The organism is Sphingomonas sp. AC435 (assembly GCF_979253005.1).
Map to the genome: position 1 here is coordinate 354,391 of NZ_CEEDCJ010000002.1, position 24,894 is coordinate 379,284.

General features: G+C 67.3%; 23 protein-coding genes. 11 read left to right on the forward strand and 12 right to left on the reverse strand.

What is annotated here, in order from left to right:
• The first annotated feature begins 300 nt into the window (after nucleotides 1–300).
• Entirely contained in the window at nucleotides 301–2,988 is a 2,688-nt protein-coding gene (gene acnA / locus AC0CH8_RS05320) for an aconitate hydratase AcnA (protein WP_465239002.1), read from the forward strand.
• 210 nt (nucleotides 2,989–3,198) lie between these two features.
• Here the strand turns inward: acnA and mtnP are convergent, their stop codons facing one another.
• From mtnP to AC0CH8_RS05365, 9 genes are all read right to left on the reverse strand, one after another.
• Nucleotides 3,199–4,083 carry an S-methyl-5'-thioadenosine phosphorylase gene (mtnP, locus tag AC0CH8_RS05325; RefSeq protein ID WP_465239003.1) on the reverse strand — a complete coding sequence of 295 codons (885 nt, stop codon included), beginning with the start codon at nucleotides 4,081–4,083 and terminating at the stop codon, nucleotides 3,199–3,201.
• Nucleotides 4,083–4,436, reverse strand: a complete 354-nt coding sequence (locus tag AC0CH8_RS05330) for a HesB/IscA family protein (protein ID WP_465239004.1) — start codon at nucleotides 4,434–4,436, stop codon at nucleotides 4,083–4,085. Before AC0CH8_RS05330 ends, mtnP begins: the two co-directional genes overlap by 1 nt.
• On the reverse strand, nucleotides 4,436–4,903 hold the full coding sequence (locus AC0CH8_RS05335) for an SUF system Fe-S cluster assembly protein (protein WP_465239005.1): 468 nt from the start codon (nucleotides 4,901–4,903) through the stop codon (nucleotides 4,436–4,438). The genes AC0CH8_RS05330 and AC0CH8_RS05335 overlap by 1 nt, the downstream gene beginning before the upstream one ends.
• Complete coding sequence (locus AC0CH8_RS05340; RefSeq protein ID WP_465239006.1) at nucleotides 4,900–6,105, reverse strand: aminotransferase class V-fold PLP-dependent enzyme; 1,206 nt, start codon at nucleotides 6,103–6,105, stop codon at nucleotides 4,900–4,902. The genes AC0CH8_RS05335 and AC0CH8_RS05340 overlap by 4 nt, the downstream gene beginning before the upstream one ends.
• Before the next feature lie 226 nt (nucleotides 6,106–6,331).
• Nucleotides 6,332–7,405, reverse strand: a complete 1,074-nt coding sequence (locus AC0CH8_RS05345) for a SufD family Fe-S cluster assembly protein (protein WP_465239007.1) — start codon at nucleotides 7,403–7,405, stop codon at nucleotides 6,332–6,334.
• Between the two features lie 31 nt (nucleotides 7,406–7,436).
• Nucleotides 7,437–8,276, reverse strand: a complete 840-nt coding sequence (gene sufC / locus AC0CH8_RS05350) for a Fe-S cluster assembly ATPase SufC (RefSeq protein WP_465239008.1) — start codon at nucleotides 8,274–8,276, stop codon at nucleotides 7,437–7,439.
• Nucleotides 8,277–8,283: 7 nt separating this feature from the next.
• Nucleotides 8,284–8,616: a hypothetical protein gene (locus AC0CH8_RS05355; RefSeq protein WP_465239009.1), complete on the reverse strand. Its 333-nt coding sequence runs from the start codon at nucleotides 8,614–8,616 to the stop codon at nucleotides 8,284–8,286.
• Complete coding sequence (gene sufB / locus AC0CH8_RS05360; protein WP_204195050.1) at nucleotides 8,613–10,079, reverse strand: Fe-S cluster assembly protein SufB; 1,467 nt, start codon at nucleotides 10,077–10,079, stop codon at nucleotides 8,613–8,615. The genes AC0CH8_RS05355 and sufB overlap by 4 nt, the downstream gene beginning before the upstream one ends.
• Entirely contained in the window at nucleotides 10,079–10,495 is a 417-nt protein-coding gene (locus AC0CH8_RS05365) for an SUF system Fe-S cluster assembly regulator (protein ID WP_204195051.1), read from the reverse strand. Before AC0CH8_RS05365 ends, sufB begins: the two co-directional genes overlap by 1 nt.
• 104 nt (nucleotides 10,496–10,599) lie before the next feature.
• Between AC0CH8_RS05365 and AC0CH8_RS05370 the strand changes: the two genes are divergently transcribed.
• Complete coding sequence (locus AC0CH8_RS05370) at nucleotides 10,600–11,628, forward strand: quinone-dependent dihydroorotate dehydrogenase (protein WP_465239010.1); 1,029 nt, start codon at nucleotides 10,600–10,602, stop codon at nucleotides 11,626–11,628.
• 145 nt (nucleotides 11,629–11,773) lie between these two features.
• Here AC0CH8_RS05370 and AC0CH8_RS05375 read toward each other — a convergent pair whose 3' ends face one another.
• Nucleotides 11,774–13,513, reverse strand: a complete 1,740-nt coding sequence (locus tag AC0CH8_RS05375) for a gamma-glutamyltransferase family protein (RefSeq protein ID WP_465239011.1) — start codon at nucleotides 13,511–13,513, stop codon at nucleotides 11,774–11,776.
• Between the two features lie 127 nt (nucleotides 13,514–13,640).
• Here AC0CH8_RS05375 and AC0CH8_RS05380 point away from each other — a divergent pair, with 127 nt between their 5' ends.
• The gene (locus tag AC0CH8_RS05380) at nucleotides 13,641–15,428 is read left to right on the forward strand and encodes an AMP-dependent synthetase/ligase (RefSeq protein WP_465239012.1); all 1,788 of its coding nucleotides are present in this window, start codon (nucleotides 13,641–13,643) and stop codon (nucleotides 15,426–15,428) included.
• 15 nt (nucleotides 15,429–15,443) lie between these two features.
• Here the strand turns inward: AC0CH8_RS05380 and AC0CH8_RS05385 are convergent, their stop codons facing one another.
• Entirely contained in the window at nucleotides 15,444–15,965 is a 522-nt protein-coding gene (locus AC0CH8_RS05385; RefSeq protein ID WP_465239013.1) for a hypothetical protein, read from the reverse strand.
• 102 nt (nucleotides 15,966–16,067) lie between these two features.
• Entirely contained in the window at nucleotides 16,068–19,019 is a 2,952-nt protein-coding gene (locus AC0CH8_RS05390) for a M16 family metallopeptidase (protein ID WP_465239014.1), read from the reverse strand.
• A gap of 126 nt (nucleotides 19,020–19,145) precedes the next feature.
• Between AC0CH8_RS05390 and AC0CH8_RS05395 the strand changes: the two genes are divergently transcribed.
• The 8 genes from AC0CH8_RS05395 (at nucleotide 19,146) to AC0CH8_RS05430 (ending at nucleotide 24,875) form a co-directional block, all read left to right on the forward strand.
• Nucleotides 19,146–19,718 carry a NifU family protein gene (locus tag AC0CH8_RS05395; RefSeq protein ID WP_465239015.1) on the forward strand — a complete coding sequence of 191 codons (573 nt, stop codon included), beginning with the start codon at nucleotides 19,146–19,148 and terminating at the stop codon, nucleotides 19,716–19,718.
• A complete protein-coding gene (locus AC0CH8_RS05400) occupies nucleotides 19,718–20,308 on the forward strand; it encodes a malonic semialdehyde reductase (protein ID WP_465239016.1) in 591 nt (196 codons plus the stop codon). The genes AC0CH8_RS05395 and AC0CH8_RS05400 overlap by 1 nt, the downstream gene beginning before the upstream one ends.
• Nucleotides 20,305–20,943, forward strand: a complete 639-nt coding sequence (gene tsaB / locus AC0CH8_RS05405) for a tRNA (adenosine(37)-N6)-threonylcarbamoyltransferase complex dimerization subunit type 1 TsaB (RefSeq protein WP_204195058.1) — start codon at nucleotides 20,305–20,307, stop codon at nucleotides 20,941–20,943. Before AC0CH8_RS05400 ends, tsaB begins: the two co-directional genes overlap by 4 nt.
• A complete protein-coding gene (locus tag AC0CH8_RS05410; protein ID WP_204195059.1) occupies nucleotides 20,943–21,410 on the forward strand; it encodes a GNAT family N-acetyltransferase in 468 nt (155 codons plus the stop codon). The genes tsaB and AC0CH8_RS05410 overlap by 1 nt, the downstream gene beginning before the upstream one ends.
• A 79-nt stretch (nucleotides 21,411–21,489) precedes the next feature.
• Nucleotides 21,490–21,912 (forward strand): Fur family transcriptional regulator, encoded by a 423-nt coding sequence (locus AC0CH8_RS05415; RefSeq protein WP_204195060.1) that lies wholly within the window; start codon nucleotides 21,490–21,492, stop codon nucleotides 21,910–21,912.
• 54 nt (nucleotides 21,913–21,966) lie between these two features.
• Nucleotides 21,967–22,671: a lysophospholipid acyltransferase family protein gene (locus AC0CH8_RS05420; RefSeq protein ID WP_465239017.1), complete on the forward strand. Its 705-nt coding sequence runs from the start codon at nucleotides 21,967–21,969 to the stop codon at nucleotides 22,669–22,671.
• Nucleotides 22,672–22,796: 125 nt separating this feature from the next.
• Entirely contained in the window at nucleotides 22,797–24,131 is a 1,335-nt protein-coding gene (miaB, locus tag AC0CH8_RS05425; protein ID WP_465239018.1) for a tRNA (N6-isopentenyl adenosine(37)-C2)-methylthiotransferase MiaB, read from the forward strand.
• 84 nt (nucleotides 24,132–24,215) lie between these two features.
• Nucleotides 24,216–24,875, forward strand: coding sequence for a PEPxxWA-CTERM sorting domain-containing protein (locus AC0CH8_RS05430; protein WP_465239019.1), 660 nt, complete (start codon nucleotides 24,216–24,218; stop codon nucleotides 24,873–24,875).
• Nucleotides 24,876–24,894 lie beyond the last annotated feature (19 nt).

Sequence of the window (24,894 nt, forward strand, 5' to 3'; positions counted from 1 at the left end):
CGCCCCTTTTCGTTTTAGCGATCGAACGTTTTGGCCCCCACTGCGCAAACCAAATCGTCCGCTGGGCTGTCGTGCAGCCGGACTACCCCATCACGCCGAAACGCCACCTTCCGTCGAGATGACGGTGGATCATCACCCCCTTCATCCGCGAAACTGCCTAACGTACGCAGCAATGGTCCGGACAAGCCCTTCCTTCCTACCGGCACCGCTGCTATCGCCGCCCCAAACCCACCGTACAGTCCCCGCGCCCGCGGCTTCGCCGCCTTCGCTCCGCGCCGGGACGACAGGCAAAGGACGCTTATGACCGCCATCGGCCAGGACACGCTGAACACCCGCTCCACGCTCACCGCCGGCGGCAAGTCCTATGATTATTACAGCCTGTCCAAGGCCGCGGAGCAGCTCGGCGACATCAGCCGCCTGCCCTTTTCGATGCGCGTGCTGCTGGAGAACCTGCTGCGTTTCGAAGACGGTGTGACCGTCACCCGCGACGACATCCAGGCGATCGTGGACTGGCAGCAGGAGCGTCGCAGCGACCGCGAGATCCAGTATCGCCCGGCGCGCGTGCTGATGCAGGATTTCACGGGCGTGCCCTGCGTCGTCGATCTCGCCGCCATGCGCGATGCGATGACCGCGCTCGGCGGCAATCCGGAAAAGATCAATCCGCTGGTCCCCGTCCACCTCGTCATCGACCACTCGGTGATGGTCGACGAGTTCGGCACGCCGCAGGCATTCGGCGAGAACGTCGATCTCGAATATCAGCGCAACGGCGAGCGCTACGAGTTCCTGAAATGGGGATCGAAGGCGCTCGACAATTTCAAGGTCGTGCCGCCGGGCACCGGCATCTGCCATCAGGTGAACCTGGAATATATCGGTCAGGCGATCTGGTCCTCGCAGGAGGTCGGCGAACACGCGAAGGACAGCGCGATGATCGCCTATCCCGACACGCTGGTCGGCACCGACAGCCACACCACGATGATCAACGGTCTGGGCGTCCTCGGCTGGGGCGTCGGCGGGATCGAAGCGGAGGCGGCAATGCTCGGCCAGCCCGTGTCGATGCTGATCCCCGAGGTCGTCGGCTTTAAGCTGACCGGCGAACTCGGCGAAGGCATCACCGCCACCGACCTCGTCCTGACCGTCACGCAATTGCTGCGCGCCAAGGGCGTGGTCGGCCGCTTCGTGGAGTTCTACGGTCCCGGCCTGTCGACGATGACGCTGGCGGACCGCGCAACGATCGCCAACATGGCCCCCGAATATGGCGCGACCTGCGGCTTCTTCCCGATCGACGAGAAGACCATGGAGTATATGCGCCTGACCGCACGCTCCGAGGATAACATCGCGCTGGTGGAGGCCTATGCGAAGGCGAACGGCTTCTGGCGCGACGCGGATGCGCCGGACCCCGTCTTCACCGACACGCTGGAGTTGGACATGGGCACGGTGGTGCCGTCGCTCGCCGGCCCCAAGCGCCCGCAGGACAAGGTCGCGCTGACCAAGGTCGACGAAGTGTTCAACGGCGACCTGTTCAAGATCTACCACAAGGAACAGCCGCAGCGCGTCGCGGTGGCGGATCGCGACCATGACATCGGCGACGGCGACGTCGTGATCGCCGCGATCACGTCGTGCACCAACACCTCCAATCCCTCCGTGCTCGTCGCCGCCGGCCTCGTCGCGCGCAAGGCGCGCGCGCTGGGGCTGAAGCCTAAGCCATGGGTGAAGACCTCGCTCGCCCCCGGATCGCAGGTCGTCACCGATTACCTGAACAAGGCCGGCCTGACCGAGGACCTCGACGCGATGGGGTTCAACCTCGTCGGCTATGGCTGCACGACCTGCATCGGTAATTCCGGCCCGCTGGCGGCGCCGATCTCCGCCGCCATCAACGAGAACGATCTCGTCGCCGCGTCGGTGCTGTCCGGCAACCGCAACTTTGAGGGCCGCGTGTCGCCGGACGTCCGCGCCAACTTCCTCGCCTCGCCGCCGCTGGTCGTCGCCTATGCGCTGAAGGGCACCGTCACGCAGGATATGCGCGAGACGCCGATCGGTCAGGGCACGGACGGCAACGACGTGTATCTGAAGGATATCTGGCCGACGAACGCCGAAGTCTCGTCGCTGATGACCGCCAATATCGACGACGAGATGTTCCGCTCCCGCTACGGCAACGTCTATGCCGGCGACGAGAAATGGTCGTCGATCGACGTCACCGGGTCGGACACCTATCAGTGGCGCGCCGGCTCCACCTATGTCGCCAACCCGCCCTATTTCGAGGGCATGTCGATGACGCCTGCTCCCACGGCGGACATCATCGAGGCGAAGCCGCTGGCGATCCTGGGCGACTCGATCACCACCGACCACATCAGCCCGGCCGGCAGCATCAAGGCGGACAGCCCGGCGGGCAAGTACCTTCAGGAGCATCAGGTCAGCCGCGCCGACTTCAACAGCTACGGCGCGCGCCGCGGCAACCACGAAGTTATGATGCGCGGCACGTTCGCCAACATCCGCATCCGCAACGAGATGGTGCCGGGCGTCGAGGGCGGCATGTCGAAGTATAACGGTGAGATCATGCCGATCTACGACGCGGCCATGCGCTACAAGGCGGACGGCACGCCGCTCGTCGTCGTGGCGGGCAAGGAATACGGCACCGGCTCGTCGCGCGACTGGGCAGCGAAGGGCACCAACCTGCTCGGCGTGCGCGCGGTGATCGCCGAGAGCTTCGAGCGTATCCACCGCTCCAACCTCGTCGGCATGGGCGTGCTGCCGCTCCAGTTCGGCGAAGGGCTGGATCGTCAGACGCTGAAGCTGGACGGAACGGAGACGTTCACGATCCACAACGTCGCCGGCCTGCGCCCGCGTCAGGACGTGGAGGTCACGCTGACCCGAGCGGACGGCAGCAGCGAGACGTTCATGACCCGCTGCCGGATCGATACGGTCAACGAGCTGGAGTATTTCCTGAACGGCGGCATCCTGCAGTACGTGCTGAGGAAGCTGGCGGCCTAAAGGGTGTGAGGTCGAAGGCTTGGGCCTTCGACCTCGTTCCGGCCGAACGGGCGAGGTGACTGGCCCTTGCCCTCTACTCGTCGTCACCCGCCACTGCCCATCCGTCACCCTAGCGAAAGCTGGGGTCTTTCCCAGGCAAGCGGTCCAGCGCCATCGCTCAAGATCCCAGCGTTCGCGAGGTGACGGACGGGGGTGATGACGCACAGTTGATCAGGCCTGAGCGCCACCCTCACCCAAAACCCGCCCCGCCACCGCATCCAGCTTGGCCGCAAGTCCAGCATCCCGCGCGCCCGGCGCGGTGATGATCGCGGCATCCAGCACCGTGTCGATCGGGGACGCGGGCCGCTCCTCCGGCAGCCCCTGCAGCATGCGACGCACCGTCTCTCGCGCCAGGACTCCGTTCGCACCGACCTGCGCCAGCACGGCAGCGACATCGACCGCGGCCTCCCCCTCGCGCCACGCGTCGTAATCCGTCACCATCGCAACCAGCGCGTACGGCAGCTCCGCCTCGCGCGCGAGCTTCGCCTCCGGCATCGCGGTCATGCCGATCACGTCCGCGCCCCAGCTTCGGTACAAACGGCTCTCCGCGCGCGTCGAGAAGGCGGGACCTTCCATCGCCAAATAGGTGCCGCCCGCGTCCACGTTCGCACCGGCTCCGCGCGCGGCTTCGAGCACCAACGCAGACAGACGCGGGCAGACCGGCTCCGCCATCGGCACGTGCGCCACCAGCCCCGTTCCGAAGAAGCTATTCGCGCGCGACGTGGTGCGGTCGATGAACTGGTCGACGATCGTGAAGCTGCCCGGCGGCCGATCCTCACGCAGCGACCCGACGGAGGAGATCGCGAGCAGGTCGGTGACGCCCAAGCGCTTCAACGCATCGATGTTGGCGCGGGCATCGATCTCGCCCGGCGCGATGCGGTGACCGCGTCCGTGGCGGGGCAGGAACGCGACACGGGCATGGTCGATCCGCCCCGTCAGGATCGCGTCGGACGGTTCACCCCAGGGGCTGTCGACCCGCTGCCACTGCGCGTCCTGCAAGCCGTCGATCGCGTAGAGCCCCGATCCACCGAGGATACCGATCGTCCAGCCGCTCATCAGACGGTGAAGCTCTCACCGCAGCCGCACGCGCCCTTGGCGTTCGGGTTCTGGAACACGAAGCCGGCGGTGAAGTCGTCTTCCACCCAGTCCATCGTCGATCCGATCAGGTACAGGATCGATCCGCCGTCGACGAACAGCGTCCCACCGGGCGTATCGATCCGCTCATCGAACGGCTTGGCGTCCGTTACGTAATCGACGGAATAGGCGAGGCCGGAGCAGCCGCGCTTGGGGGTCGACAGCTTGACGCCGATTGCATCCGCCGGTGCGCGGCCCATCAGGTCGGCGATCCGCGCCTCGGCGGACGGCGTCAGGTTCAACGCGGCGGGCCGCGCGCGCAGCGTGGTGGCCATTACAGCATCCCCAGTTCGAGCTTGGCGTCGTCGGACATCTTCTGCGGGTCCCAGGGCGGGTCCCAGACGAGGTTGACGTCGGCGATCGAGATGCCCGGCACGGCTGCAACACGCATCTCCACTTCGGCCGGCATCGACTCGGCGACCGGACAATGCGGCGTCGTCAGCGTCATCGTCACCGTCGCCTCGCCATTCTCGGTCACGTCGACGCCGTAGATCAGGCCCAGGTCATAGATGTTCACGGGAATTTCGGGGTCGAAGATGTCCTTCAACGCGTCGATCACGGCTTCGTACAGCGCACCGCCCGGCTCGCCAGCCGCATCACCCTGCGGCTTTTGCGCGAGGAACCCGGACAAATAGTCGCGCTCGCGCGGCGCTGACACGGGAGACGCGAGTGCGGCGTCATCGACCCGCGCCTTGGGCGGCGGTGCGACGCCCTCAACCTGTTCGACCTGATAGTCGCTCATCCGAAAATCCTCGTCACTCGCTCGACGCCCTTCACCAGCGCATCCACGTCGGCAGGGCCATTATAGACGCCGAAGCTGGCCCGCGCCGTCGCCTCCACGCCCAGCGCCTCCATCAGCGGTTGCGCGCAATGGTGACCGGCGCGGATCGCCACCCGGCTCTCGTCCAAGATGGTGCCGATGTCGTGCGGATGCACCCCCTCGACCGTGAAACTGACGATGCCGGCGGAGTCCACCGGCCCGAGCAGCCGCACGCTGTTGAGGCTGCCCAGCCCATCGCGCGCCCGCGCGACCAGCGCGGTTTCGTGAGCGTGGATCGCCGGCAGGCCGATAGCGTCGACATAGCCGATCGCCGCGTGCAGCCCGAGTGCGCCGACGATATGCGGCGTCCCCGCCTCGAACCGGCCCGGGGGCGCGGCATAGGTCGTCTTGGCGAACGTCACGCGGTCGATCATCGATCCGCCGCCCTGCCACGGCGGCATCGCCTCGAGCAGTTCCGGCCGCCCCCACAGCACGCCGATGCCGGTCGGGCCGTAAAGCTTGTGCGCGGAAAACACGTAGAAATCGCAGCCGAGCGCGGTCACGTCGACCGGCATCCGCGGCACCGACTGGCATCCGTCGATCAGGATCTTCGCCCCGACGCCGTGCGCGAGCGACACCGCACGCTCCACGTCCAGCACGGAGCCGAGGACGTTGGAGACATGCGCCAGCGCGACGAGCTTGTGTCGCTCGGTCAGCATCGCCGCCATCGCGTCGAGATCGATACGACCGTCGCTGGTCAGCGGCGTGACGTCGATCGCCGCGCCCACGCGCTCCGCCGCCATCTGCCACGGCACGATGTTGCTGTGATGCTCCAGCATCGACAGCATGATGCGATCGCCGGCCTTGAGCTGCTGCGCGGCCCAGCATTGCGCGACAAGGTTGATCCCCTCCGTCGCGCCGCGGACGAACACACACTCGTCCGGGGAGCCGGCACCGATGAACGTAGCGACGCGGCGGCGTGCGGCCTCATACGCAACGGTCATGTCCGCCGACCGCTGGTACACGCCGCGATGCACGGTCGCGTAGGTCTCGCCATAGGCACGCGTGATCGCTTCGACCACGACCTGCGGCTTCTGGGCCGTGGCCGCGGTGTCGAGATAGACCCAACCTGCCGGGATGGCGGGGAAATCGGCGAGCGTGTCGAGCGGGGCCGCACTGCTCATGCCGCAGTCTCCAACGCGAAGTGGAGGAAGTGGAGGCGCTGGGCGCTTCTTCTCCCCTCCCTTTGAGGGAGGAGCCGGGGGTGGGTGGAGCCTTGGCGACATACGGCAGTCGCGCGCTGACGGAGCCGTATCGCGAGCACGCTACCCACCCCCGACCCCTCCCTGATAGGGAGGGGAGAAGCAGGGGCACTCTCCCCAAGAGGGAGAGGCGTAACAGCAGTCCCGCTCACAACGCACGCTCCAGCCAGGCATCGGCATCCGCGACGAATGCATCCCGCACCACCGCGTCACCGATCCGGTCCAGCGCATCAACCACGAAAGCATGCGTCAGCAACGCCTGCGCCCTGGCCGGAGAGATGCCGCGGCTCTGCATGTAGAACAGCGCCCGCGCGTCCAGTTCGCCGACCGTCGCACCGTGCGCGCACTTCACGTCGTCGGCGAAGATCTCCAGCTCCGGCTTCAGGTTCACCGTCGCGGTGCGTTGCAGCAGCAGACCACGCAGCGACTGCTCGCCGTCGGTCTTCTGCGCATGCCGTGCGACCTCGACGGCGGCAGCCAGACTGGCGGCGGAGCGATCCGCCGCAACCGCACGCCAGACCTGCTTACTCTGCCCATTGGGTTCGGCGTGATGGATGCGGACGGCGCATTCCTGCCGCTGCTCGCCGGCGGTCAGCAGCGCGCCGCCGTAATCGGCATAGGCCCCCTCACCAGCGACGATCCGCGCGTCGATCCGCGTGCCCGCCACACCCGCGCCGAGAAATACCGTAATCAGGCTGGCCCCCGTGCCGAGCGTGGCTTCCTCCCTCAACGAGGTGAAGCCTGCCTCCTGCACAAGCCGCACCGACCGCATCAGCCGTGCGGCGCTACCCAGCGTCGTGCGCGTGAACCGGTTGGCCCAGCCGCTGCCGATATAGGTTTCGACGACCTGTGCGACGGCGTTGTCGCCCAGCACGATCTCGGCCGGCAGATGGTTGGCCGCGCCGGTCGCGACATGGACGATCTGCACCGGATCGGCGGCGGCATCGGCGTCCAGATGCAGCGCCCAGCCGGGGCCGGACGTGCGCGCGGCGAGAGCATGATCGTCAGCATCAATCTGCCGAAGCACGACGCGGCCAAGGTCGCTGAGCGCCTGATCCACGACACCGTCGACCACGACGATCCGCGCGCCGGGAAGGTCGAGGAACCAGCCATCCGCTTCGACCCCCGCAATCTGCGGCAGCGCCGCGGCGGCGGCGATTCCGGCGGTATCGGCCCAGCGCCACGCTTCCTCGCGGGTGGAGGGGAGTTCCATGACGCTCATACCCGCAACCTCGATGCTCGTGGCGACCGGATCACGCGGTCACCTGCGAATAGCCCGCCCGCTCCAGCTCATGCGCCAGTTCCGGCCCACCCGTGCGGGTGATCACGCCGCCATCGAGCACGTGGACGAAGTCAGGCTTCACGTAATCGAGCAGCCGCTGATAGTGCGTGATCAGCAACACCGCCTTGTCGGGCGCGCGCATGATACGGTTGATACCGTCGCCGACGATCCGCAGCGCATCGATGTCGAGGCCGGAATCCGTCTCGTCGAGGATCGCGAACTTCGGATCGACGATGCCCATCTGCACCATCTCGTTGCGCTTCTTCTCGCCACCCGAGAAACCGACATTGACCGGGCGCTTGAGCATCTCCGCATCCATGTCGAGCTTGCGCGCTTCCTCGCGCGCCAGCTTCAGGAATTCCGCGCCCGACAGCGGCTTCTCGTCGCGCTGCCCACGCTGCGCATTCAGCGCCTCGCGCAGGAACTGCACGTTCGACACGCCGGGGATCTCGACCGGATACTGGAAGCCGAGGAACAGGCCGGCCGCGGCGCGCTCGTGCGGTGCGAGTTCGAGCAGGTCGATCCATTCGCCCTCCCCCGCTCGTCCTGAGCTTGTCGAAGGACCGGCCGAGAGCACGCCCTCCGCGGCGTGTGCTTCGACAGGCTCGGCACGAACGGAGGAGAGGAAACGCACAGAGCCCGCCGTCACCTCGTAACCCGGACGACCGCCGAGCACGTAGCCGAGCGTCGACTTGCCCGCGCCGTTCGGCCCCATGATCGCGTGGACCTCGCCCGCGTTCACGGTCAGCGACAGGCCCTTGAGGATTTCCTTGCCGTCGATCTCGGCGTGGAGGTTTTCGATGTTCAGCATGCCGTCTTCAACCTTCAGAATTCTGTTCAGCGTCGTGCCGTGCGACGGCCTCGACAATTCGACCATTGATGCAGTTCAGCAGCCGCCGGCTTTCGGCCACGCCGCTCATCACACACGCATAAGCGGCCTTGCAGGCCTGCGCGTCGACGAACCGGTCAGTACTCGATACCGCCACGGCGCACCCGGTCAGTCGGCGATCATTCATCGAAAGGTTCAGCCTCAGCAGCCGAAGCTTCCGGCCGATCACTTCGATATCCTGCTCCGCCGCCTCCGCAGCAGACGGCGGCGGCACGCCAGCCCCCGGCGCAACCTGCAACAGCATCAGCAGCGCTAGGATCACCCCACCGACCCCTCGAGAGAAATCCCCAGCAACTTCTGCGCCTCGACCGCGAACTCCATCGGCAGTTGCTGCAGCACCTCGCGTGCGAAGCCGTTGACGATCAGCGCGACCGCCGCTTCCTGATCCAGACCGCGCGACATGGCGTAGAACAACTGGTCCTCGCTGATCTTCGACGTCGTCGCCTCATGCTCGATCTGCGCGGAGGGGTTGCGCACCTCGATATACGGGATCGTGTGCGCGCCGCACTGGTCACCCAGCAACAGGCTGTCGCACTGGGTAAAGTTGCGGACGTTCTCGGCGGTCGGGCCGACGCGGACGAGGCCGCGATAGGTGTTGTCCGAACGCCCCGCCGAAATCCCCTTCGACACGATGGTCGAGCGGGTATTCTTGCCCAAATGGATCATCTTGGTGCCGGTATCCGCCTGCTGGCGATTGTTGGTCACGGCGACCGAGTAGAACTCGCCGACCGAGCCATCGCCCGACAGTACGCAAGACGGGTATTTCCACGTCACTGCGCTGCCGGTTTCGACCTGCGTCCACGACACCTTGCTGTTCTTGCCCTGACACAAAGCACGCTTGGTGACGAAGTTGTAGATGCCGCCAAGGCCATTCTCGTCGCCCGGATACCAGTTCTGGACGGTCGAATATTTGATCTCGGCATCGTCCAGCGCGACCAGCTCGACCACCGCGGCGTGCAACTGGTTCTCGTCGCGCATCGGCGCGGTGCAGCCCTCCAGGTAGCTGACATAGCTGCCCTTGTCGGCGACGATCAGCGTGCGTTCGAACTGCCCCGTATTCTCCGCATTGATGCGGAAATAGGTCGACAGCTCCATCGGGCAACGGACGCCCTCCGGAATATAGACGAAGGTGCCGTCGCTGAAGACCGCGCTGTTGAGCGTCGCGAAGAAGTTGTCGCGCTGCGGCACGACCTTGCCCAGCCATTTGCGGACGAGATCGGGATATTCGCGGATCGCCTCGCTGATCGACCGAAAGATGACGCCGGCCGCCTCCAGCTCCTTGCGGAACGTCGTCGCCACCGACACGCTGTCGAACACCGCGTCGACCGCCACGCGCCGCGGCGGCTCTGCGCCTTCGACGTTCGCGAGCAGCTTCTGCTCTTCGATCGGAATGCCGAGCTTTTCATAGGTGCGGCGGATTTCGGGATCGAGTTCGTCCAGCGATGCGATCGTCGCCTTCGCCTTCGGCTCCGCGTAATAGAACGCGTCCTGATAATCGATCGGCGGGACGTTCAGCTTCGCCCAGTCCGGCGCCTCCATCGTCAGCCATAGGCGGAACGCCTTCAGCCGCCAATCGAGCATCCATTCGGGCTCGTTCTTTTTGGCGCTAATGTAGCGAACCGTATCCTCCGACAGCCCCTTGGGCGCGAAGTCCTGTTCGATGTCGGTGGCGAAACCCCACTCGTACTTCTTCGATACGGCCGCATAGGCCTCGGCGTTCTTCATCACGCTTGCTCCAACACCGACAGGCTGGCGAGCGAAACACCCGCCAGCGCGCCGCGCACCGCGCCGTTGACGACGCTCCAGTGCGGCTTGACCCGACAACTTCCGTCGATCGCGCAATCGTCCCGCGTCCCGGAGACGCAGGACGTCAGCGCGATCGGCCCTTCGACCGCCTCGATCACATCCGCCAGGCTGATCGCCGAGGGCGGGCGCGACAGGCGGAACCCGCCACCCGTACCGCGCGCACTTTCCAGCAGACCCGCCGCGGCAAGGCGGCTGACCAGCTTCTGCGCGGTCGGCAGCGGTACGCCCGTCTCCTCCGCGAGCAGGGTCGCGTTCAGCCGACCCACGCCGCCGCAGTGGCGCGCGGCGGCGGCCATCAGGACGACCGCATAATCGGCTAGAGAAGAGAGGCGCATCGTTCCAATCGGATCGTTTCCGTCCGATTGCAGATGGTGCAGCGCAACGCCGCGATCAACCGCTATCTTTGCAAACGACTCGCAGGGGTGCGATGAGCGCGGCCATGTCCTGGTACCACCCTGCCCTGTTCGCGCTCGATGCGGAACGCGCCCACGCCCTGACGCTCAGGATGCTGTCGCTTTGGGGCAGCGCGGGGACGCCGCTGGCACGGGACGGAGCACGCTATCCGCGGCTGGCGACGAGCGTCGCGGGCGTGACCTTCGCCAACCCGGTCGGGCTGGCCGCGGGCGTCGACAAGAACGGGGAAGCGATCTCTGGCTTCTTCGGGCTGGGCTTCGGATCGGTGGAGATCGGTACGCTGACGCCGCGCCCGCAGGCCGGCAATGCCAAGCCGCGCCTGTTCCGCCTGCCGGAGGATCGCGCGGTGGTGAACCGCTACGGCTTCAACAATCACGGTCTCAGCGCCGGCCTCGCCAATGCGCGCTCGGCGAAGCGGCGCGGTACGCTCGGCATCAACGTCGGCGCGAACAAGGATTCGGAGGACCGGATCGCCGATTATGCGAAGGGTGTAGCCGCCGCCGCGCCGCTGGCCGATTACGTGACGATCAACATCAGCTCGCCCAACACGCCCGGCCTGCGCGACCTGCAATCCGGACAGGCGCTGCGCGACCTGCTGGCGGCATCCGTCGCGGCGAAGGGCACGACGCCGCTGTTCCTGAAGGTCGCCCCCGACCTCGACCCCGCCGGCGTCGACGACATCGCCCGCGCGGTGATCGAGGCGAAGGTCGATGCCCTGATCGTCGGCAATACCACCATAACGCGACCGGGCCTGCGCTCCTCTAACGGCGCGGAGACGGGCGGCCTGTCGGGTGCGCCGCTCGCACCGCTGGCACGTGCACGGCTGGCGGATTTCCGCACGGCGACAGGCGGCGCGGTGCCGCTGGTCGCGGTCGGCGGCATCGGTTCGGCAGAGGAGGCCTATGCCCGTATCCGCGCCGGGGCGAGCCTTGTGCAAGTCTACACCGCGCTGGTCTACGAGGGGCCGGGGTTAGCGGCACGGATGCTCGGCGGGCTGGACGCGCTGCTGGCGCGCGACGGGTTCGCGAACGTGGCGGATGCCGTGGGGGCCTAGCGCGGGATCAACGCGCACGCATCTGCCCCCCTTCAGCCCTCCCTGAAGGGGAGGGAGCAGAAGAATAGACCTGACACCTTCAGGCTCGGGCATCTGCGACCCGTGCTTCCGCGGATTCGCCTGCGCGGGGGCATCACACAGCCCCTCACCGCGCCGGCGCGTCCTCGATCGTCACCCTGCCTTCGCGCCGCGGATCGTAACCGCCGTCGAGCACCCCGTTGCGCACGATCACGCCGTGCACGCCAGAATCCTCCCCCTGCCCCGCCCGCACGTCGACGCCGCGCGCCACCAACCCGGCGCGCACCGCAGGGGAGAATCGGTCCGCTTCCCCTTGGAAACTGCCGCCGCGCGCGATCAGGTTGGGCAGCGCGATGGCCTGCTGCATCGGCAGTTTCCAGTCGATCGCCGCGACCAGCGACTTGCCGACATAGGCGAGGATCGCATTGCCCCCCGCCGACCCGATCGCCCCCGCGAACCGCCGGTCGGCGTCGAGCAGGATCAGTGGCGTCATCGACGATCGCGGTCGCTTCCCCGCCGCCACCGCATTCGCGGCCGGACGCCCGGCGGCATCGCGCGGCGAAAACGCGAAGTCGGTCATCTGGTTGTTGAGGAAGAACCCGTCGACCATCCGCCCCGACCCGAAGATCGATTCGACCGTCGTCGTCATCGACACGACATTGCCCTGCGCATCGCCGACGATGAAGTGCGACGTACCGACCGGCTCCACCTGCCGGTCGTTCGCCGCGACCGGCGCTCCCGGGGGCGTGCCGGCTTCGGGCGGCGGCCCGGCAGTCGCGCCGATCAGGCGCGCACGGCTGACGACATAGGCGGGATCGACCAGCCCCGTGACGGGTACCCGCACGAAAGCAGGATCGCCGAAATACCGGTCGCGATCGGCGTACATCAGCCGGCTGGCGGCGGCGAACAGGTACCACGCCTGCGCATCGTCGGGACCGCGTTCGGCGATGTCGGTCCGCTCCAGCAGCATCAGCAATTGCAGCATGCCGACCCCGCTGGCGGGCGGCGGCGGCACGCACACGGCGTAGACGCGGTACCGCCCGCACACCGCCTCGCGTTCGATCGGCGTATACCGGGCGAGGTCGGCCAGCGTCATCGCCCCCGCGAGCGGCCCGGACTGGACGCGCGCCACGATCCGCCGCGCCGTCTCCCCAGCATAGAGCGCGTCGGTCCCCTGTGCCGCCAGCCGCCCGAGGAACGCCGCATAGGCGGGGTTGCGCAACCGGTCGCCCGGTCCGACCAGCCCGCCGCCGGGCTTGGCGAAATAGGCCAGCACGTCGGGCGCGTTCGACTCCGGAAACGCGCCGCTCGCCAGGAACTTGCCCAGTCGCGGCGACACCACGAAGCCGTCGCGCGCCGTCCGCTCCGCATCCGTGAACAGCGTCCTCCACGGCAGCGCGCCATGCCGCTGCTGGACGAGCGCGAGCATCTTCACCGCGCCAGGTACCCCCGTCGCACGCCCGCTCAGCACCGCATCGCGGAACGGCAGCGGCTTGCCGTTATCATCGAGGAACATGTCCGGTGTCGCGCCGGCGGGCGCCGTCTCGCGCCCGTCATAGACGACGACCTTGCGCGAGGCGGCGTCGTAATAGCTCATGAAGCCGCCGCCGCCGACGCCGGAGCTTTGTGGCTCCACCAGCGACAGCATCGCCTGCACCGCCACCGCCGCGTCCGCCGCGCTGCCACCGCGCCGCAGGACGGCCATGCCGGCCTCCGTCGCCAGCGGGTTGGCGGCGATCACGAAGATCTTCGCCTTCGCGATCGGAGCGGCAGGCTGTGCGGCGGTGGCCGCCATTTGACGGTCGGCCGCGCAACCGGACAGGACCAGCGCGGCAGCGACCGCGATCGAACGCAATATCGATGTCATCGGACTGTCCTTAGGTGATCCGATCGCCGATGCGAATGCCCCTGTTAGCGCGGCGAGCGCCGGGATAGATGACGTCCCAAAGCCCCTCCCCTGACGAGGAGCGGATACCGCGCAGGAAAGGATGGCGATGAGCCGCACGCTGGAACACTTCCCCAACCTCGTGACGATGTTCTTCACGCGGGCGCGGGAGAAGGGCGATGCGCCGTTCCTGTGGGCCAAGAAAGGCGGCAAGTGGACCTCGACCAGCTGGGCGGAAGCGGCGCGTCAGGTCGCGAGCCTCGCCGCCGGCCTGAACGCGATCGGGCTGAACCGCGGCGACCGCGTGATGCTGGTCAGCGAAAACCGACCCGAATGGTGCATCGCCGATCTCGCGATCATGGCCGCCGGCTGCATCACCGTGCCGACCTACACCACCAACACCGAACGCGATCACCTCCACATCCTCGAAAACAGCGGCGCGTGCGGCATCATCGTGTCGACCGCAAAGCTGGCCAAGGTGCTGCTCCCCGCCGTGCTCCGCTCCAATCAGGGGCAGACCGTGATCGGGATGGAGGAGATGCGCGCACCGGCCGGCTCGATCGACTTCCACCTCTGGCACGACCTGATCGCGAAGCATCCCGCCGATGTTGCGAAGGCGGAGGCGGCGGCGGACTTCCAGCGCGGCGACCTGGCCTGCATCATCTACACCAGCGGCACCGGCGGCGCGCCGCGCGGGGTAATGCAGCATCACGGCGCCATCCTGCACAACGCGAAGGGCTGCGCGACCGTGATTTCGGAGGACTTCGGCTGGGGGGACGAGGTGTTCCTGTCCTTCCTGCCGCTGTCGCACGCCTATGAACACACCGGCGGGCAGCATTTCCCGATCGGGTTGGGTGGGCAGATCTATTACGCCGAAAGCCTCGACAAGCTCGCCGCCAATATCGAGGAGGTGCGCCCGACGATCATGTTCGTCGTGCCCCGCCTGTTCGAGGTGCTGCGGACGCGGATCGGCAAGGCGATTGAGAAACAGGGCGGCATGTCGTCCTATCTGCTCAGCAAAGCGCTCGACATCGGTGCGAAGGAGAGCGAGGGGCGCGTGCGGCTGCTCGATCGGCCCGCGCAGTTGCTGGTCCGCACGCTGTTCAAACCGAAGATCGCGAAGAAGTTCGGCGGGCGGATGAAGGCGATGGTGTCCGGCGGTGCGCCTTTGACGCCGGAGGTCGGACTGTTCTTCCAGTCGCTCGGCGTCACGTTTCTACAAGGATACGGCCAGACCGAAGCCGCACCCGTCATCTCCTGCAACCGCCCCTCGGCCGGCATCCGCATGGACTCGGTCGGCCCCGCGTTGATCGACACCGAGGTGCGGATCGCGGAGGACGCCGAAATTCTGGTGCGCGGCGAACTGGTGATGCACGGTTACTGGCGAAACGAGGCGGAAACGGCCCGCGTCCTGAAGGACGGGTGGCTCCACACCGGCGATATCGGCGAGATCGACGATCGCGGCCGGATCAGGATCACCGATCGCAAGAAAGACCTCATCATCAACGACAAGGGCGACAATATCGCCCCGCAGAAGGTGGAGGGCATGCTGACCCTCCAGCCCGAGATCGGTCAGGCGATGATCGCCGGCGACCGGCGGCCCTACATGGTCGCGCTGATCGTCCCCGACCCCGACTGGACGCAGGAATGGTGCGCCAAGGGCGGCGGCACCTGCGACTTCCAGCGGCTGGCGGAAAACCCGGAATACCGCGCCGCGCTGATGGCGGCGGTGGAGCGGGTCAACAAGGACCTATCGGTCACCGAACGCGTCCGCCGCTTCATCCTGGCGGACGGTCCGTTCACCATCGAGAACGAACAACTGACGCCCAGCATGAAGACGCGCCGGCATGTGCTGAAGCAGGTGTACGGCGAGCGGCTGGACGCGTTGTACAAATGATCAACCCGACTTACGTCAACTTACCGGCCATTCTGGCCGCTTAAGCTCCTCGCCTGCCAACATGGCACGAACGAACTCCAACCTTTCCCGAAGGAATTCAACAAGCATATCCTGCTCTTCGACGGTCGCTTCGCGACCGTCTATCTCTGCTGCCATGTTGTCGATCATTAACCGAGTTGCAGCAAGATTGCCGCTTACCACGATTAGATAACGGGCCAGCGACCGACTGCCCTGATCATCGAGTTCATAGATGGGAAAGCGGCTTATTTCATCGCTGATTAGCTGGATAGATAGTGACGCACCGCGCAAGGTCAGCGCAACAGGCAAAAACTTGGGCGTTGTACGATGATAGCTCTCTAGGACTTCGTACCCGTTCGCGAGAAGTCGTTTTGCCGCCGTACGTAACTGACGCTTCCTCCGCCACATTGGAGCGAACGCAGTAAAATAGGTAAGTACGAGTGCGACCATGGCACCGCCGAACTGAGCCCACCCCGCAAGCTTGTCGTGCGCTTCGAGCCACAGCAGGGCAGTTGCCATCAACGCCATTTCCACCAGAGTTTGGGCCGTCTATCTAACAGCATCTTCATTTCGACTGGACATGTGCCGTTATGCATTTGCCTTTCGGCCTGAGGCTAGTTGTCAGCGGGTTGTCGGCGCCGCATAAACTGCGGGCATCGCGCTGCTTGGAGTGGGAGCAGCAACCACCCCGCCCCCCTTCGGCACGACAGCCAAGGTCCAATCGCGGTCCGGCCGCAGGTACCGCGCCGCGACCGATTGCAGGTCGGCCGGCGTCGCCTGCACCAGATCGGCCAGCACCGTCCGCACCGCCGATATCCGCCGCGGATCATACGCGCCGCCGCCCATCTGCGAGAGCCAGAACTGGCTGGAGGTCGATGCGCGCATCAGCTGCTGCTTCATCGGACCGACGATCCGCTCCAGCTCGTCCGCGGCGATCGGCGTCTTCACCAGATCGGCCGCGATCTCGCGCGACAGGCGGAAGAACAGGTCGACCTTGTCCGGCTCCACCTGCCCGATCGCCATGATCCGGCCGCCGGTCAGCGTGCCGACCGGCCATTGGCTCTGCACCGACGGGCTGTAGCTCGCGCCCGCCGTCTGCCGCAGCCGTTCGAACAACCGGTCGCCGAACACCTGCGCCAGGATATCGAGTTGCCGGCTGGTGCGGACCTCGGCGATACCTCCCCCCGTCGGCCACGCGATCACCGCCGCCGCCTGCGTCGCCGGGCCGTCATGCGTCAGCGTCACGGGCGTCGCGACATGCGCGGGGAAGCGTACCGGCGGTTTCTCCAGCGGCACCGGCTGGCGCGGCTTCATCGCGCCGAAACTCGCCTGCGCCGCGGCGATCACCTCGTCGACCTTCACGTCGCCGAACACCGACAGCTCGATCGACCCCGACTTCATCAACGGCTTCCACAGCTTGCGGAACTTGCGCCGCGTCAGGGCATCGATCTGCTCCGGCGTCGGCGTCGCCCAGCGCGGATCGCCGTCGCGCAACAACCCCTCCAGATCGCGCTGAAGCACCCCCGTGGGCGACGAACTCGCGGTCGCCTGCGCCGCCAGCGCCCCGGCCTTGGCACGCAGGATCGGCGCGCGGTCCCAGCGCGGAAATTCCAGCTTCGCCGCCATCAGCCGCAATTCGTCCTTGTAGTCGGCGGGCGAGGTCATCGCCGCCAGCAGGAACGCATCCTCATCGATCCCGAAGTCGAGGCCGATCCGCCGGCCCGCCGACAATTGCTCGAGATCGCCCTGATCCAGCTTGCCGACGCCCATCGCAACCAGCGCAAGGTCGGCCGCCCAGGCGTTGCTCGGCCGGTCGGTCGGCAGCGCAGCATAGCCGCTGCCGAACCGCGTGCGGACATAGACGCGGCCCGTCTCGCCAGTGTTGGCGAAGATCAGCAGCCGCACGCCGTTGGCGAAATCGACCTGCTCCAGCCCCAGCTTCTCGATCGTCCGGCGCGACACGATGGCGGACGGCGCACCCAGCTTGGGCAGATCGTCGAAGGTCACCGCCGCCTGCACGCGCCGCTTGCCAATCAGGCCCGACACGTCCGCCTTCAACGCCGCGTCCAGTCGCGCGGTCGATCCGCCATCGGCGGTCGGCGTCGTCACGATCGCACGCGTGGCGTCGCCCTGAAAGATGCGGCGGGTCGACGCCAGCACGGTTTCGGGCGTGAACATCGTCTTGGCACGCGCATCCTTGAAGATCGCGTAGCTCGTCTCCGGCGAGGTCGTCGTCTCGCGGATGTCGAGCGCGGACGCCATGTCGTCCGCCTGCTTCGCCCCCGCCTCGACCCGCGACGTCTCGACGATCGTCCGCATGACGGTATCGTAGTCGGCGAGTTCGCGGTCGATCTCGACCTGCGTCGGCGCGGTCGCCATCGCGTCGGCGATCACCGCGCGCACGTCCTTCAGCGCCGCTTCCCATTGTCCGGTGACGGGTACGATCTGGGTCGAGGTGACGTTGGCGGAGCGTGACTCGTCGTCGACCGACACCTGCGCCTGAAGAAAGCTGCCGCCGAAGCGCGCGCGCTGCTCCAGCCGCCGGCTGACGAGCCGCGCGGCAACGGTGTCGACCATCCGCTTCTGGTTGAACAGAATCGTGTCGTCCTGATATTTCCACGGCCGCAGCACTGCCGTCGCGACGATCGCGGGCATCCCCGGCTCGACCAGCGACGAGGTCGCCGGCTTCGTCGGATCGGGCTTGCCGAAATCGGGCGCCGGCACATCCGGGCCGATCGGCTGCCAGCCCGCGAAGTTCTTGACGATCAGGCGCGCGAACAGCGCCGGGTCCATGTCGCCCGAGACGATGACGACGGCGCGGCTCGGCCGGTACCAGCGGTCGTGGAACGCCTTCACCGTCGCGCCGGTCGCCGCGCCCAGCGTCTTCTCGGTGCCGATCGGGGAGCGTTCCGCCAGCGGTTGGCCCGCATAGAAGGTTTCGCGCAGCGCGTCGGCGAACTTCACCTGCGGCCCCGGCTGCTCGCGCCGCTCCGCCAGCACCACCGGCCGCTCGGCGGCGACGGAGGCGTCGCTCAGCACCGGCGCGGCCATCATGCCCGACAGGATGTGAAGCGACTCGTCCAGCCCCTGCTCGGTCGCGGCGGGCAGATCGAGCTTGTACAGCGTCTGCGTCGGCGTCGTCGTCGCGTTCGAGTCCGATCCGAACGTCGCGCCCAGCCGCTGCCACACCCGCTTCGCTTCGCCGTCCGGCACATAGGCCGAACTGCGGAACGACAGATGCTCGATGAAATGCGCGAAGCCGCGCTCGCTGTCGGTTTCGTAGAGCGAGCCGACATCCATCGCCACGCGCACCGCGACCTGCCCCGGCGGCACCCCGTTCTTGCGAACTGCGTAGCGCAAGCCGTTGGGCAAGGTGCCGAACGACCAGGCCGGGTCCGGCGCGATGTCGCTGCCCTTGTAGAGCCACGCCGCGGTATCGACGGGCACTGCGGGGGTCGAAGGGTTGACCGCTGCGGGCGCCGCGGTGGGTGCCTTCTGCTGAGCCGAAAGGGGAGCCGTCAGGAATGCGACGGCCAGAGCGGAGACGCGGAACACGCGCGTGGGGAACGCCATGCCGGGTCCTTTAGCGATCGACGGTCCGCCCGCCAAACAACTAATCCTTCATTGCTCCCCACGAGCGGGGAGGATTTAAGACGCGCGCCGCTTGATCCCCCGCCCCGCGCGCGCCACATGCCGCGCATGTTGATCGAGACCGAAGCCACGCCCAACCCGGCGACGCTCAAGTTCCTGCCCGGCCGCATCGTCATGGATGCCGGCACGCGCGATTTCGCCACCCCCGAGGAAGCGGAGGCGAGCCCGCTGGCCGACGCCCTGTTCGGCCTCGGCGACGTGACGGGCGTGTTCTTCGGTCGCGACTTCGTGTCGGTGACGATTGCACCCGGCGCCGACTGGCGCGACGCGAAGCCCGACGTGCTCGGCCTGCTGCTCGATCATTTCTCGGCCGCGATGCCGCTGTTCCGTCAGGGCAGTGCCGGCTTCGCCGTACCCCCCGCCGACGCCGACTTCGCCGAGGACCCCGCCGATGCGGAGATCGTCGCGCAGATCCGCGAACTGATCGAAACGCGCGTGCGCCCGGCGGTGGCGAACGACGGCGGCGACATCGTCTATCGCGGCTTCGACAAAGGAAAGGTCTTCCTGCAATTGCAGGGTGCCTGTTCCGGCTGCCCATCGTCCAGCGCCACGCTGAAGCAGGGTATCGAGCAGCTGCTGCGCCATTATGTTCCCGAAGTCACCGAAGTGAGGGCGATCTGATGCCGGCGATCGACGACACGGCGCTCGACCAGCTCTTCCGCGAGGCGCGGACATTCAACCACTATACCGACGAACCCGTGCCGGAATCCGATCTTCACGCGATCTGGGACCTGATGAAGATGGGCCCGACCTCGGCCAACCAGCTTCCCGCGCGCCTCGTCTGGTGCGTCAGCGCGGAGGCGAAGGAGAAGCTCGCCGCCGCCGCCAGCGACACCAATGCCGACAAGATCCGCAAGGCACCGGTCAGCGTCATCGTCGGCATGGACAGCGAATTCCACGAGCATCTGCCCGAGCTGTTCCCGCACGCCGACGCGAAAAGCTGGTTCGATGGCAATGCCGAACTGCGTCAGGCCTCGGCGTTTCGCAACTCGTCGCTGCAGGGCGGGTATCTGATCCTCGCCGCCCGCGCGCTCGGGCTCGATGTCGGACCGATGTCGGGCTTCGACGGCGGTGCCGTCGACAAGGCGTTCTTCCACGATACGCCGGCGGTGAAGACCAACTTCATCGCCACGCTCGGCCACGGCGACCGTTCCACGCTGCACGACCGCTCGCCACGCCCGGCGTTCGAGCGCTTCAACCGGATCGCGTGAGCGGCGAATCCGCGGCGCGCACGCTCGTCATCGAGACCGCCACCGCCGCCTGCTCCGTCGCGCTGATCGAGGATGGCCGCGTCGTCGCCGCGCGCCATGAAGTGGTCGGACGTGGCCATGCCGAACGGCTGGTGCCGATGATCGCCGAATTGCCCGACGGTGGCCGCGCGGCGCGCATCCTCGTCGATGTCGGCCCGGGCAGCTTTACCGGCGTCCGCGTCGGCATCGCCGCGGCACGTGGCCTTGGACTTGGCTGGGATGCGACGGTGCGCGGCTTCTCCTCGCTCGCGATCGTCGCTGCCGCCGCATTGAAAGCCCAGCCGCGTCAACGGATTGCGGCGGTGCTGGAGGCGGGGCATGGTGAGGTCTTCATGCAGAGCTTCGCCGCCGACCTGACCCCGCTCGACGCGCCCGTGTCGCTGCCCCCGCTGGATGCGGCGGCGGTGCTCGGCGAAACATTCGCGATCGGCAGCGGCACGTATCGCCTGCCCGATCACGTCACCGCCCGTGCCGATGCGCTGCCCGATGCGTCGGACCTGCTCCTGCTGCCGCCCGCGCTGGCCGACCTCGATCCCCGCCCGCTCTACGGCCGCGCCCCCGACGCCAAGCTGCCGACGAAGAAGGTGGTCGGGTGATGGCAACGCGCATCCTCTCGCTTCGTCACGGCGACGCGCGCGATGTCGCGACCGTCGATGCGCTGATGACCGCCGCCTTCGACCCCCGCTACGGCGAGGCATGGACGCGCAGCCAGTGCCTCGGCGTGCTGGCGATGCCCGGCGTGGTACTGACCCTCGCCAGCTATGACGACGAACCCGCGGGCTTCGCGATGGTGCGTGCAGTCGCCGACGAGGCCGAATTGCTGCTGCTCGCGGTCGCGCCGAACCACCGGCATCGCGGCGTCGGCGGCACATTGCTGCGGTCGGTCGTCGCGGAAGCGCAGGGCCGCGGCGTCGTGACGATGCATCTGGAGGTGCGCGCGAACAACGACGCCGTCCGCCTCTACACCGCCAACGGCTTCGCGAAAGTAGGCGAGCGGCGCGGCTATTACCGGGGCGCGGACGGGCGACACCACGACGCCCATACCTATTCGCGACCGCTTTAGCTTATTGCGAGTCGCTATCCCTTTTCGCAACAAGCGATAGGGTCTACATGACGGCCTCGTCCGAGAGGTTCTAAAAGTCATGGCGCGCAAGATCGATCTGGAAGCTCTCTGCAACGAGAAGGGCCTGCGCATCACCGAACAGCGGCGCATCATCGCGCGCGTCCTGTCGGAGGCGGAGGACCATCCGGACGTCGAAAAGGTGTACGAGCGCGCATCCGCGATCGACAAGGGCATCTCGATCGCGACCGTCTATCGCACAGTGCGCCTGTTCGAGGAGGCCGGCATCCTCGACCGCCACGATTTCGGCGACGGCCGCGCCCGCTACGAACCCTCGCCCGAAGCGCATCACGATCACCTGATCGACGTGGAAACCGGCCGCGTGCTGGAGTTTGTCGATCCCGAACTGGAACTGCTGCAAAAGGCGATCGCCGAGCGCATGGGCTTCCGGTTGGTCGACCACCGCATGGAATTGTACGGCGTCAGCCTCGATCGGAAGGTCTGACCCGGCCCCTGAACGAGCGAGGGAAGCGGGCGAGCGAATGAGCGGCGAGAACACATGAACACTCTCCGCCTCGCGCTCCGCCTCATTGCCCTCATCGCCGCGCTGCTCGTCGCGCTCCCGCTGCACGGTATGTGGCGACTGTTCCGCGCCCGCTCGCCGTGGCCGCGCCGCTTTCTCGGCTGGTGCGCCCGTATCGTTGGCGCGCGAGCGCATGTCGTCGGCACCCCACTCGAACGCGACGCGGTAATCCTCGCCAACCACCTGAGCTGGATTGATATCCTCCTGCTCGCCGGCGCCACCGGCACAGCATTTGTGGCCAAGGGCGAGCTGGAAACCGTGCCGCTGATCGGCTGGCTCTCCTCGCTCAACCACACCGTCTTCGTGGCACGCGGCCAGCGAATGGCCGTCGCGGAACAGGTCGAGCAACTCCGCCGAGCGCTCGCCGCGCCGTGGCCGGTGACGATCTTTCCGGAGGGGACGACGGGCGACGGCACCACGCTGCTGCCGTTCAAGCCCGCGCTGCTGGCTGCGCTCGATCCCCCACCGCCGGGTCTGCGCATCCAGCCGGTGCGGATCGATTACGGCGACGCCACGTCCGACTGCGTGTGGGGCGACGAGTCCGGACAGGTCCACGCGCTCCGCGTCCTGCGCCGCCGCGGCTCCTTCGTCGCGACGCTGAACTTCGCCGAACCCTTCGCCCCGGACGGCGGCCGCAAAATCGTCGCCGCCGAAGCGAGACGCCGGATCGAAGCCCTCTAGATCCTCCCCGGCACGGGGAGGTGGCGCGCCGCAGGCGTGACGGAGGGGCAGCCACGAGCCATCCCGCCCGCGGCCGCCCCTCCACCGCTTTGCGGTCCCCCTCCCCGTTTCGGGGAGGACCTGTTATGGGGCGCCGCATGAAGACCCCGCCCAAGACCTTCCACGTCAAGTCGTTCGGCTGCCAGATGAACGTCTATGACGGCGAGCGCATGGCCGAGTTGATGACCGCGCAGGGCATGACCGCCGCCGCCGATGCGAACGATGCCGACCTCGTCGTGCTCAACACCTGCCACATCCGCGAAAAGGCGACCGAGAAGGTCTATTCCGACATCGGCCGCATCCGCAAAACCGCCGGCAAGAGCGGCGGCGATCCGATGATCGCCATCGCCGGCTGCGTCGCGCAGGCGGAGGGCGAGGAGATCGTCCGCCGCGCCAAGGTCGATGTCGTGGTCGGTCCGCAGGCGTATCACAATTTGCCCGCCCTCGTGGCGCAGGCGGCGGCCGGCACCGCCGCGCTCGACACCGATATGCCGCTGGCATCCAAGTTCGGCCACCTGCCCGCGCGCCGCCGCGTCGGCCCGTCCGCCTTCCTCACCGTGCAGGAGGGTTGCGACAAGTTCTGCACCTATTGCGTCGTTCCCTATACGCGCGGGGCGGAGGTCAGCCGGCCGTTCGCGGCGATCGTCGACGAGGCGAAGGCGCTGGTCGATGCCGGCGCGCGGGAGATCACGCTGCTCGGGCAGAACGTCAACGCCTGGGTCGATGCGGACGGCCGCGGCCTGCACGACCTGATACGCACGATCGACCGCATCCCCGGCCTCGCGCGTATCCGCTACACGACCAGCCATCCCAACGACATGGCGCAGGGTCTGATCGATGCGCACGGCGATGTCGAAAGCCTCATGCCCTTCCTGCATCTGCCGGTGCAGTCGGGATCGACCCGCATCCTCAAGGCGATGAACCGCAGCCACGGCCGAGACGATTATCTGCGCCTGCTCGACCGCGTCCGCGCGGTGCGCCCCGACATCGCGCTGTCGGGCGACTTCATCGTCGGCTTTCCGGGAGAGACGGAGGCGGACTTCGCCGACACGCTCAGCCTCGTCGATGCGGTCGGCTATGCGCAGGCGTTCAGCTTCAAATACAGCCCGCGTCCCGGCACCCCCGCCGCGACGATGACCGACGAGATCGCGGCGGACGTGATGGACGAACGCCTCCAGCGGCTTCAGGCGTCGCTCGGCCGCGACCAGCGCGCGTTCAACGAGGCGAGCGTCGGCCGCACCTGCGACGTGCTGGTCGAACGCGTCGGCAAGCTGCCCGGCCAGTGGCTCGGCAAGTCGCCCTGGCTGCAATCGGTCCACCTGATCGGCGATCACGCGATCGGCGACATGGTCACGGTCGAGCTTACCGGCGCGACCCAATCGTCGCTATCCGGCTGCGTCCCGCACGCGCAAGCCGCGTGAAATGTTAAACTTTCTTCATAATGTATTAACCGTGTAACAGACCGCGCCCACAGGCTTCCCGGACGATAAAACGGGGAGAAATCAATGCGATCCTTCATCTCCGCGGCTCTGTTCGCGGTCGCCGCCCTGTCTAGTGGCGCGGCGTCGGCCGACACGATCGAGGTCGTGTCCGGCCAGCAGCGTTCGTTCCAGCTTGCCGCGTTCGGGCCGACCGGCCAGAGCTTCGTCGCGATCGACAGCAACCTGACCTCGTTCGGGTTCCAGTTCAACGCGCTCAACCCCGGCTCCGCCAACCTGCCCTTCACCTTCACCCTGCGGGAGGGAGCCGGCTTCGGCGGCGCGGTCGTGTCCACGGTCGACTTCACGCTGCCGACGTCGATCGACAGCCGCACGCCCACCTGGTTCGACTTCGACGTGACCGGCACCGATGTCACGATCGGCAACACCTACACCGCCATCCTGTCGAGCAGCTCGGCGCGCAACGGCGTCGTGATGGGACCCGACATCAACATCTTCACCGGCCAGGAACTGTCGGGCGACGCCTATCTGCCCGGCCGCGCCTTCTTCACCACGCCGGTCTATCCGAACTGCGCAATCACCGGGCATTGCGACCTCAACTTCCGCGTCACCGGCGTCACCCCCGCCGGGGCGGTGCCGGAACCCGCAAGCTGGGCGCTGATGATCGCCGGCTTTGGCCTCGCCGGCGGCGCGCTGCGCCGTCGCCGCGCCCCCGCATTCGCCTGAACCCCACCACCACCGACCG

Excerpts from the sequence above, each read along its gene's own strand:
- acnA (WP_465239002.1), top strand. The coding sequence starts at position 301 with ATGACCGCCATCGGCCAGGACACGCTGAACACCCGCTCCACGCTCACC.
- mtnP (WP_465239003.1), bottom strand. The coding sequence starts at position 4,083 with ATGAGCGGCTGGACGATCGGTATCCTCGGTGGATCGGGGCTCTACGCG.
- AC0CH8_RS05330 (WP_465239004.1), bottom strand. The coding sequence starts at position 4,436 with ATGGCCACCACGCTGCGCGCGCGGCCCGCCGCGTTGAACCTGACGCCG.
- AC0CH8_RS05335 (WP_465239005.1), bottom strand. The coding sequence starts at position 4,903 with ATGAGCGACTATCAGGTCGAACAGGTTGAGGGCGTCGCACCGCCGCCC.
- AC0CH8_RS05340 (WP_465239006.1), bottom strand. The coding sequence starts at position 6,105 with ATGAGCAGTGCGGCCCCGCTCGACACGCTCGCCGATTTCCCCGCCATC.
- AC0CH8_RS05345 (WP_465239007.1), bottom strand. The coding sequence starts at position 7,405 with ATGAGCGTCATGGAACTCCCCTCCACCCGCGAGGAAGCGTGGCGCTGG.
- sufC (WP_465239008.1), bottom strand. The coding sequence starts at position 8,276 with ATGCTGAACATCGAAAACCTCCACGCCGAGATCGACGGCAAGGAAATC.
- sufB (WP_204195050.1), bottom strand. The coding sequence starts at position 10,079 with ATGAAGAACGCCGAGGCCTATGCGGCCGTATCGAAGAAGTACGAGTGG.
- AC0CH8_RS05365 (WP_204195051.1), bottom strand. The coding sequence starts at position 10,495 with ATGCGCCTCTCTTCTCTAGCCGATTATGCGGTCGTCCTGATGGCCGCC.
- AC0CH8_RS05370 (WP_465239010.1), top strand. The coding sequence starts at position 10,600 with ATGTCCTGGTACCACCCTGCCCTGTTCGCGCTCGATGCGGAACGCGCC.
- AC0CH8_RS05375 (WP_465239011.1), bottom strand. The coding sequence starts at position 13,513 with ATGACATCGATATTGCGTTCGATCGCGGTCGCTGCCGCGCTGGTCCTG.
- AC0CH8_RS05380 (WP_465239012.1), top strand. The coding sequence starts at position 13,641 with ATGAGCCGCACGCTGGAACACTTCCCCAACCTCGTGACGATGTTCTTC.
- AC0CH8_RS05385 (WP_465239013.1), bottom strand. The coding sequence starts at position 15,965 with ATGGCAACTGCCCTGCTGTGGCTCGAAGCGCACGACAAGCTTGCGGGG.
- AC0CH8_RS05390 (WP_465239014.1), bottom strand. The coding sequence starts at position 19,019 with ATGGCGTTCCCCACGCGCGTGTTCCGCGTCTCCGCTCTGGCCGTCGCA.
- AC0CH8_RS05395 (WP_465239015.1), top strand. The coding sequence starts at position 19,146 with ATGTTGATCGAGACCGAAGCCACGCCCAACCCGGCGACGCTCAAGTTC.
- AC0CH8_RS05400 (WP_465239016.1), top strand. The coding sequence starts at position 19,718 with ATGCCGGCGATCGACGACACGGCGCTCGACCAGCTCTTCCGCGAGGCG.
- AC0CH8_RS05410 (WP_204195059.1), top strand. The coding sequence starts at position 20,943 with ATGGCAACGCGCATCCTCTCGCTTCGTCACGGCGACGCGCGCGATGTC.
- AC0CH8_RS05415 (WP_204195060.1), top strand. The coding sequence starts at position 21,490 with ATGGCGCGCAAGATCGATCTGGAAGCTCTCTGCAACGAGAAGGGCCTG.
- AC0CH8_RS05420 (WP_465239017.1), top strand. The coding sequence starts at position 21,967 with ATGAACACTCTCCGCCTCGCGCTCCGCCTCATTGCCCTCATCGCCGCG.
- miaB (WP_465239018.1), top strand. The coding sequence starts at position 22,797 with ATGGGGCGCCGCATGAAGACCCCGCCCAAGACCTTCCACGTCAAGTCG.
- AC0CH8_RS05430 (WP_465239019.1), top strand. The coding sequence starts at position 24,216 with ATGCGATCCTTCATCTCCGCGGCTCTGTTCGCGGTCGCCGCCCTGTCT.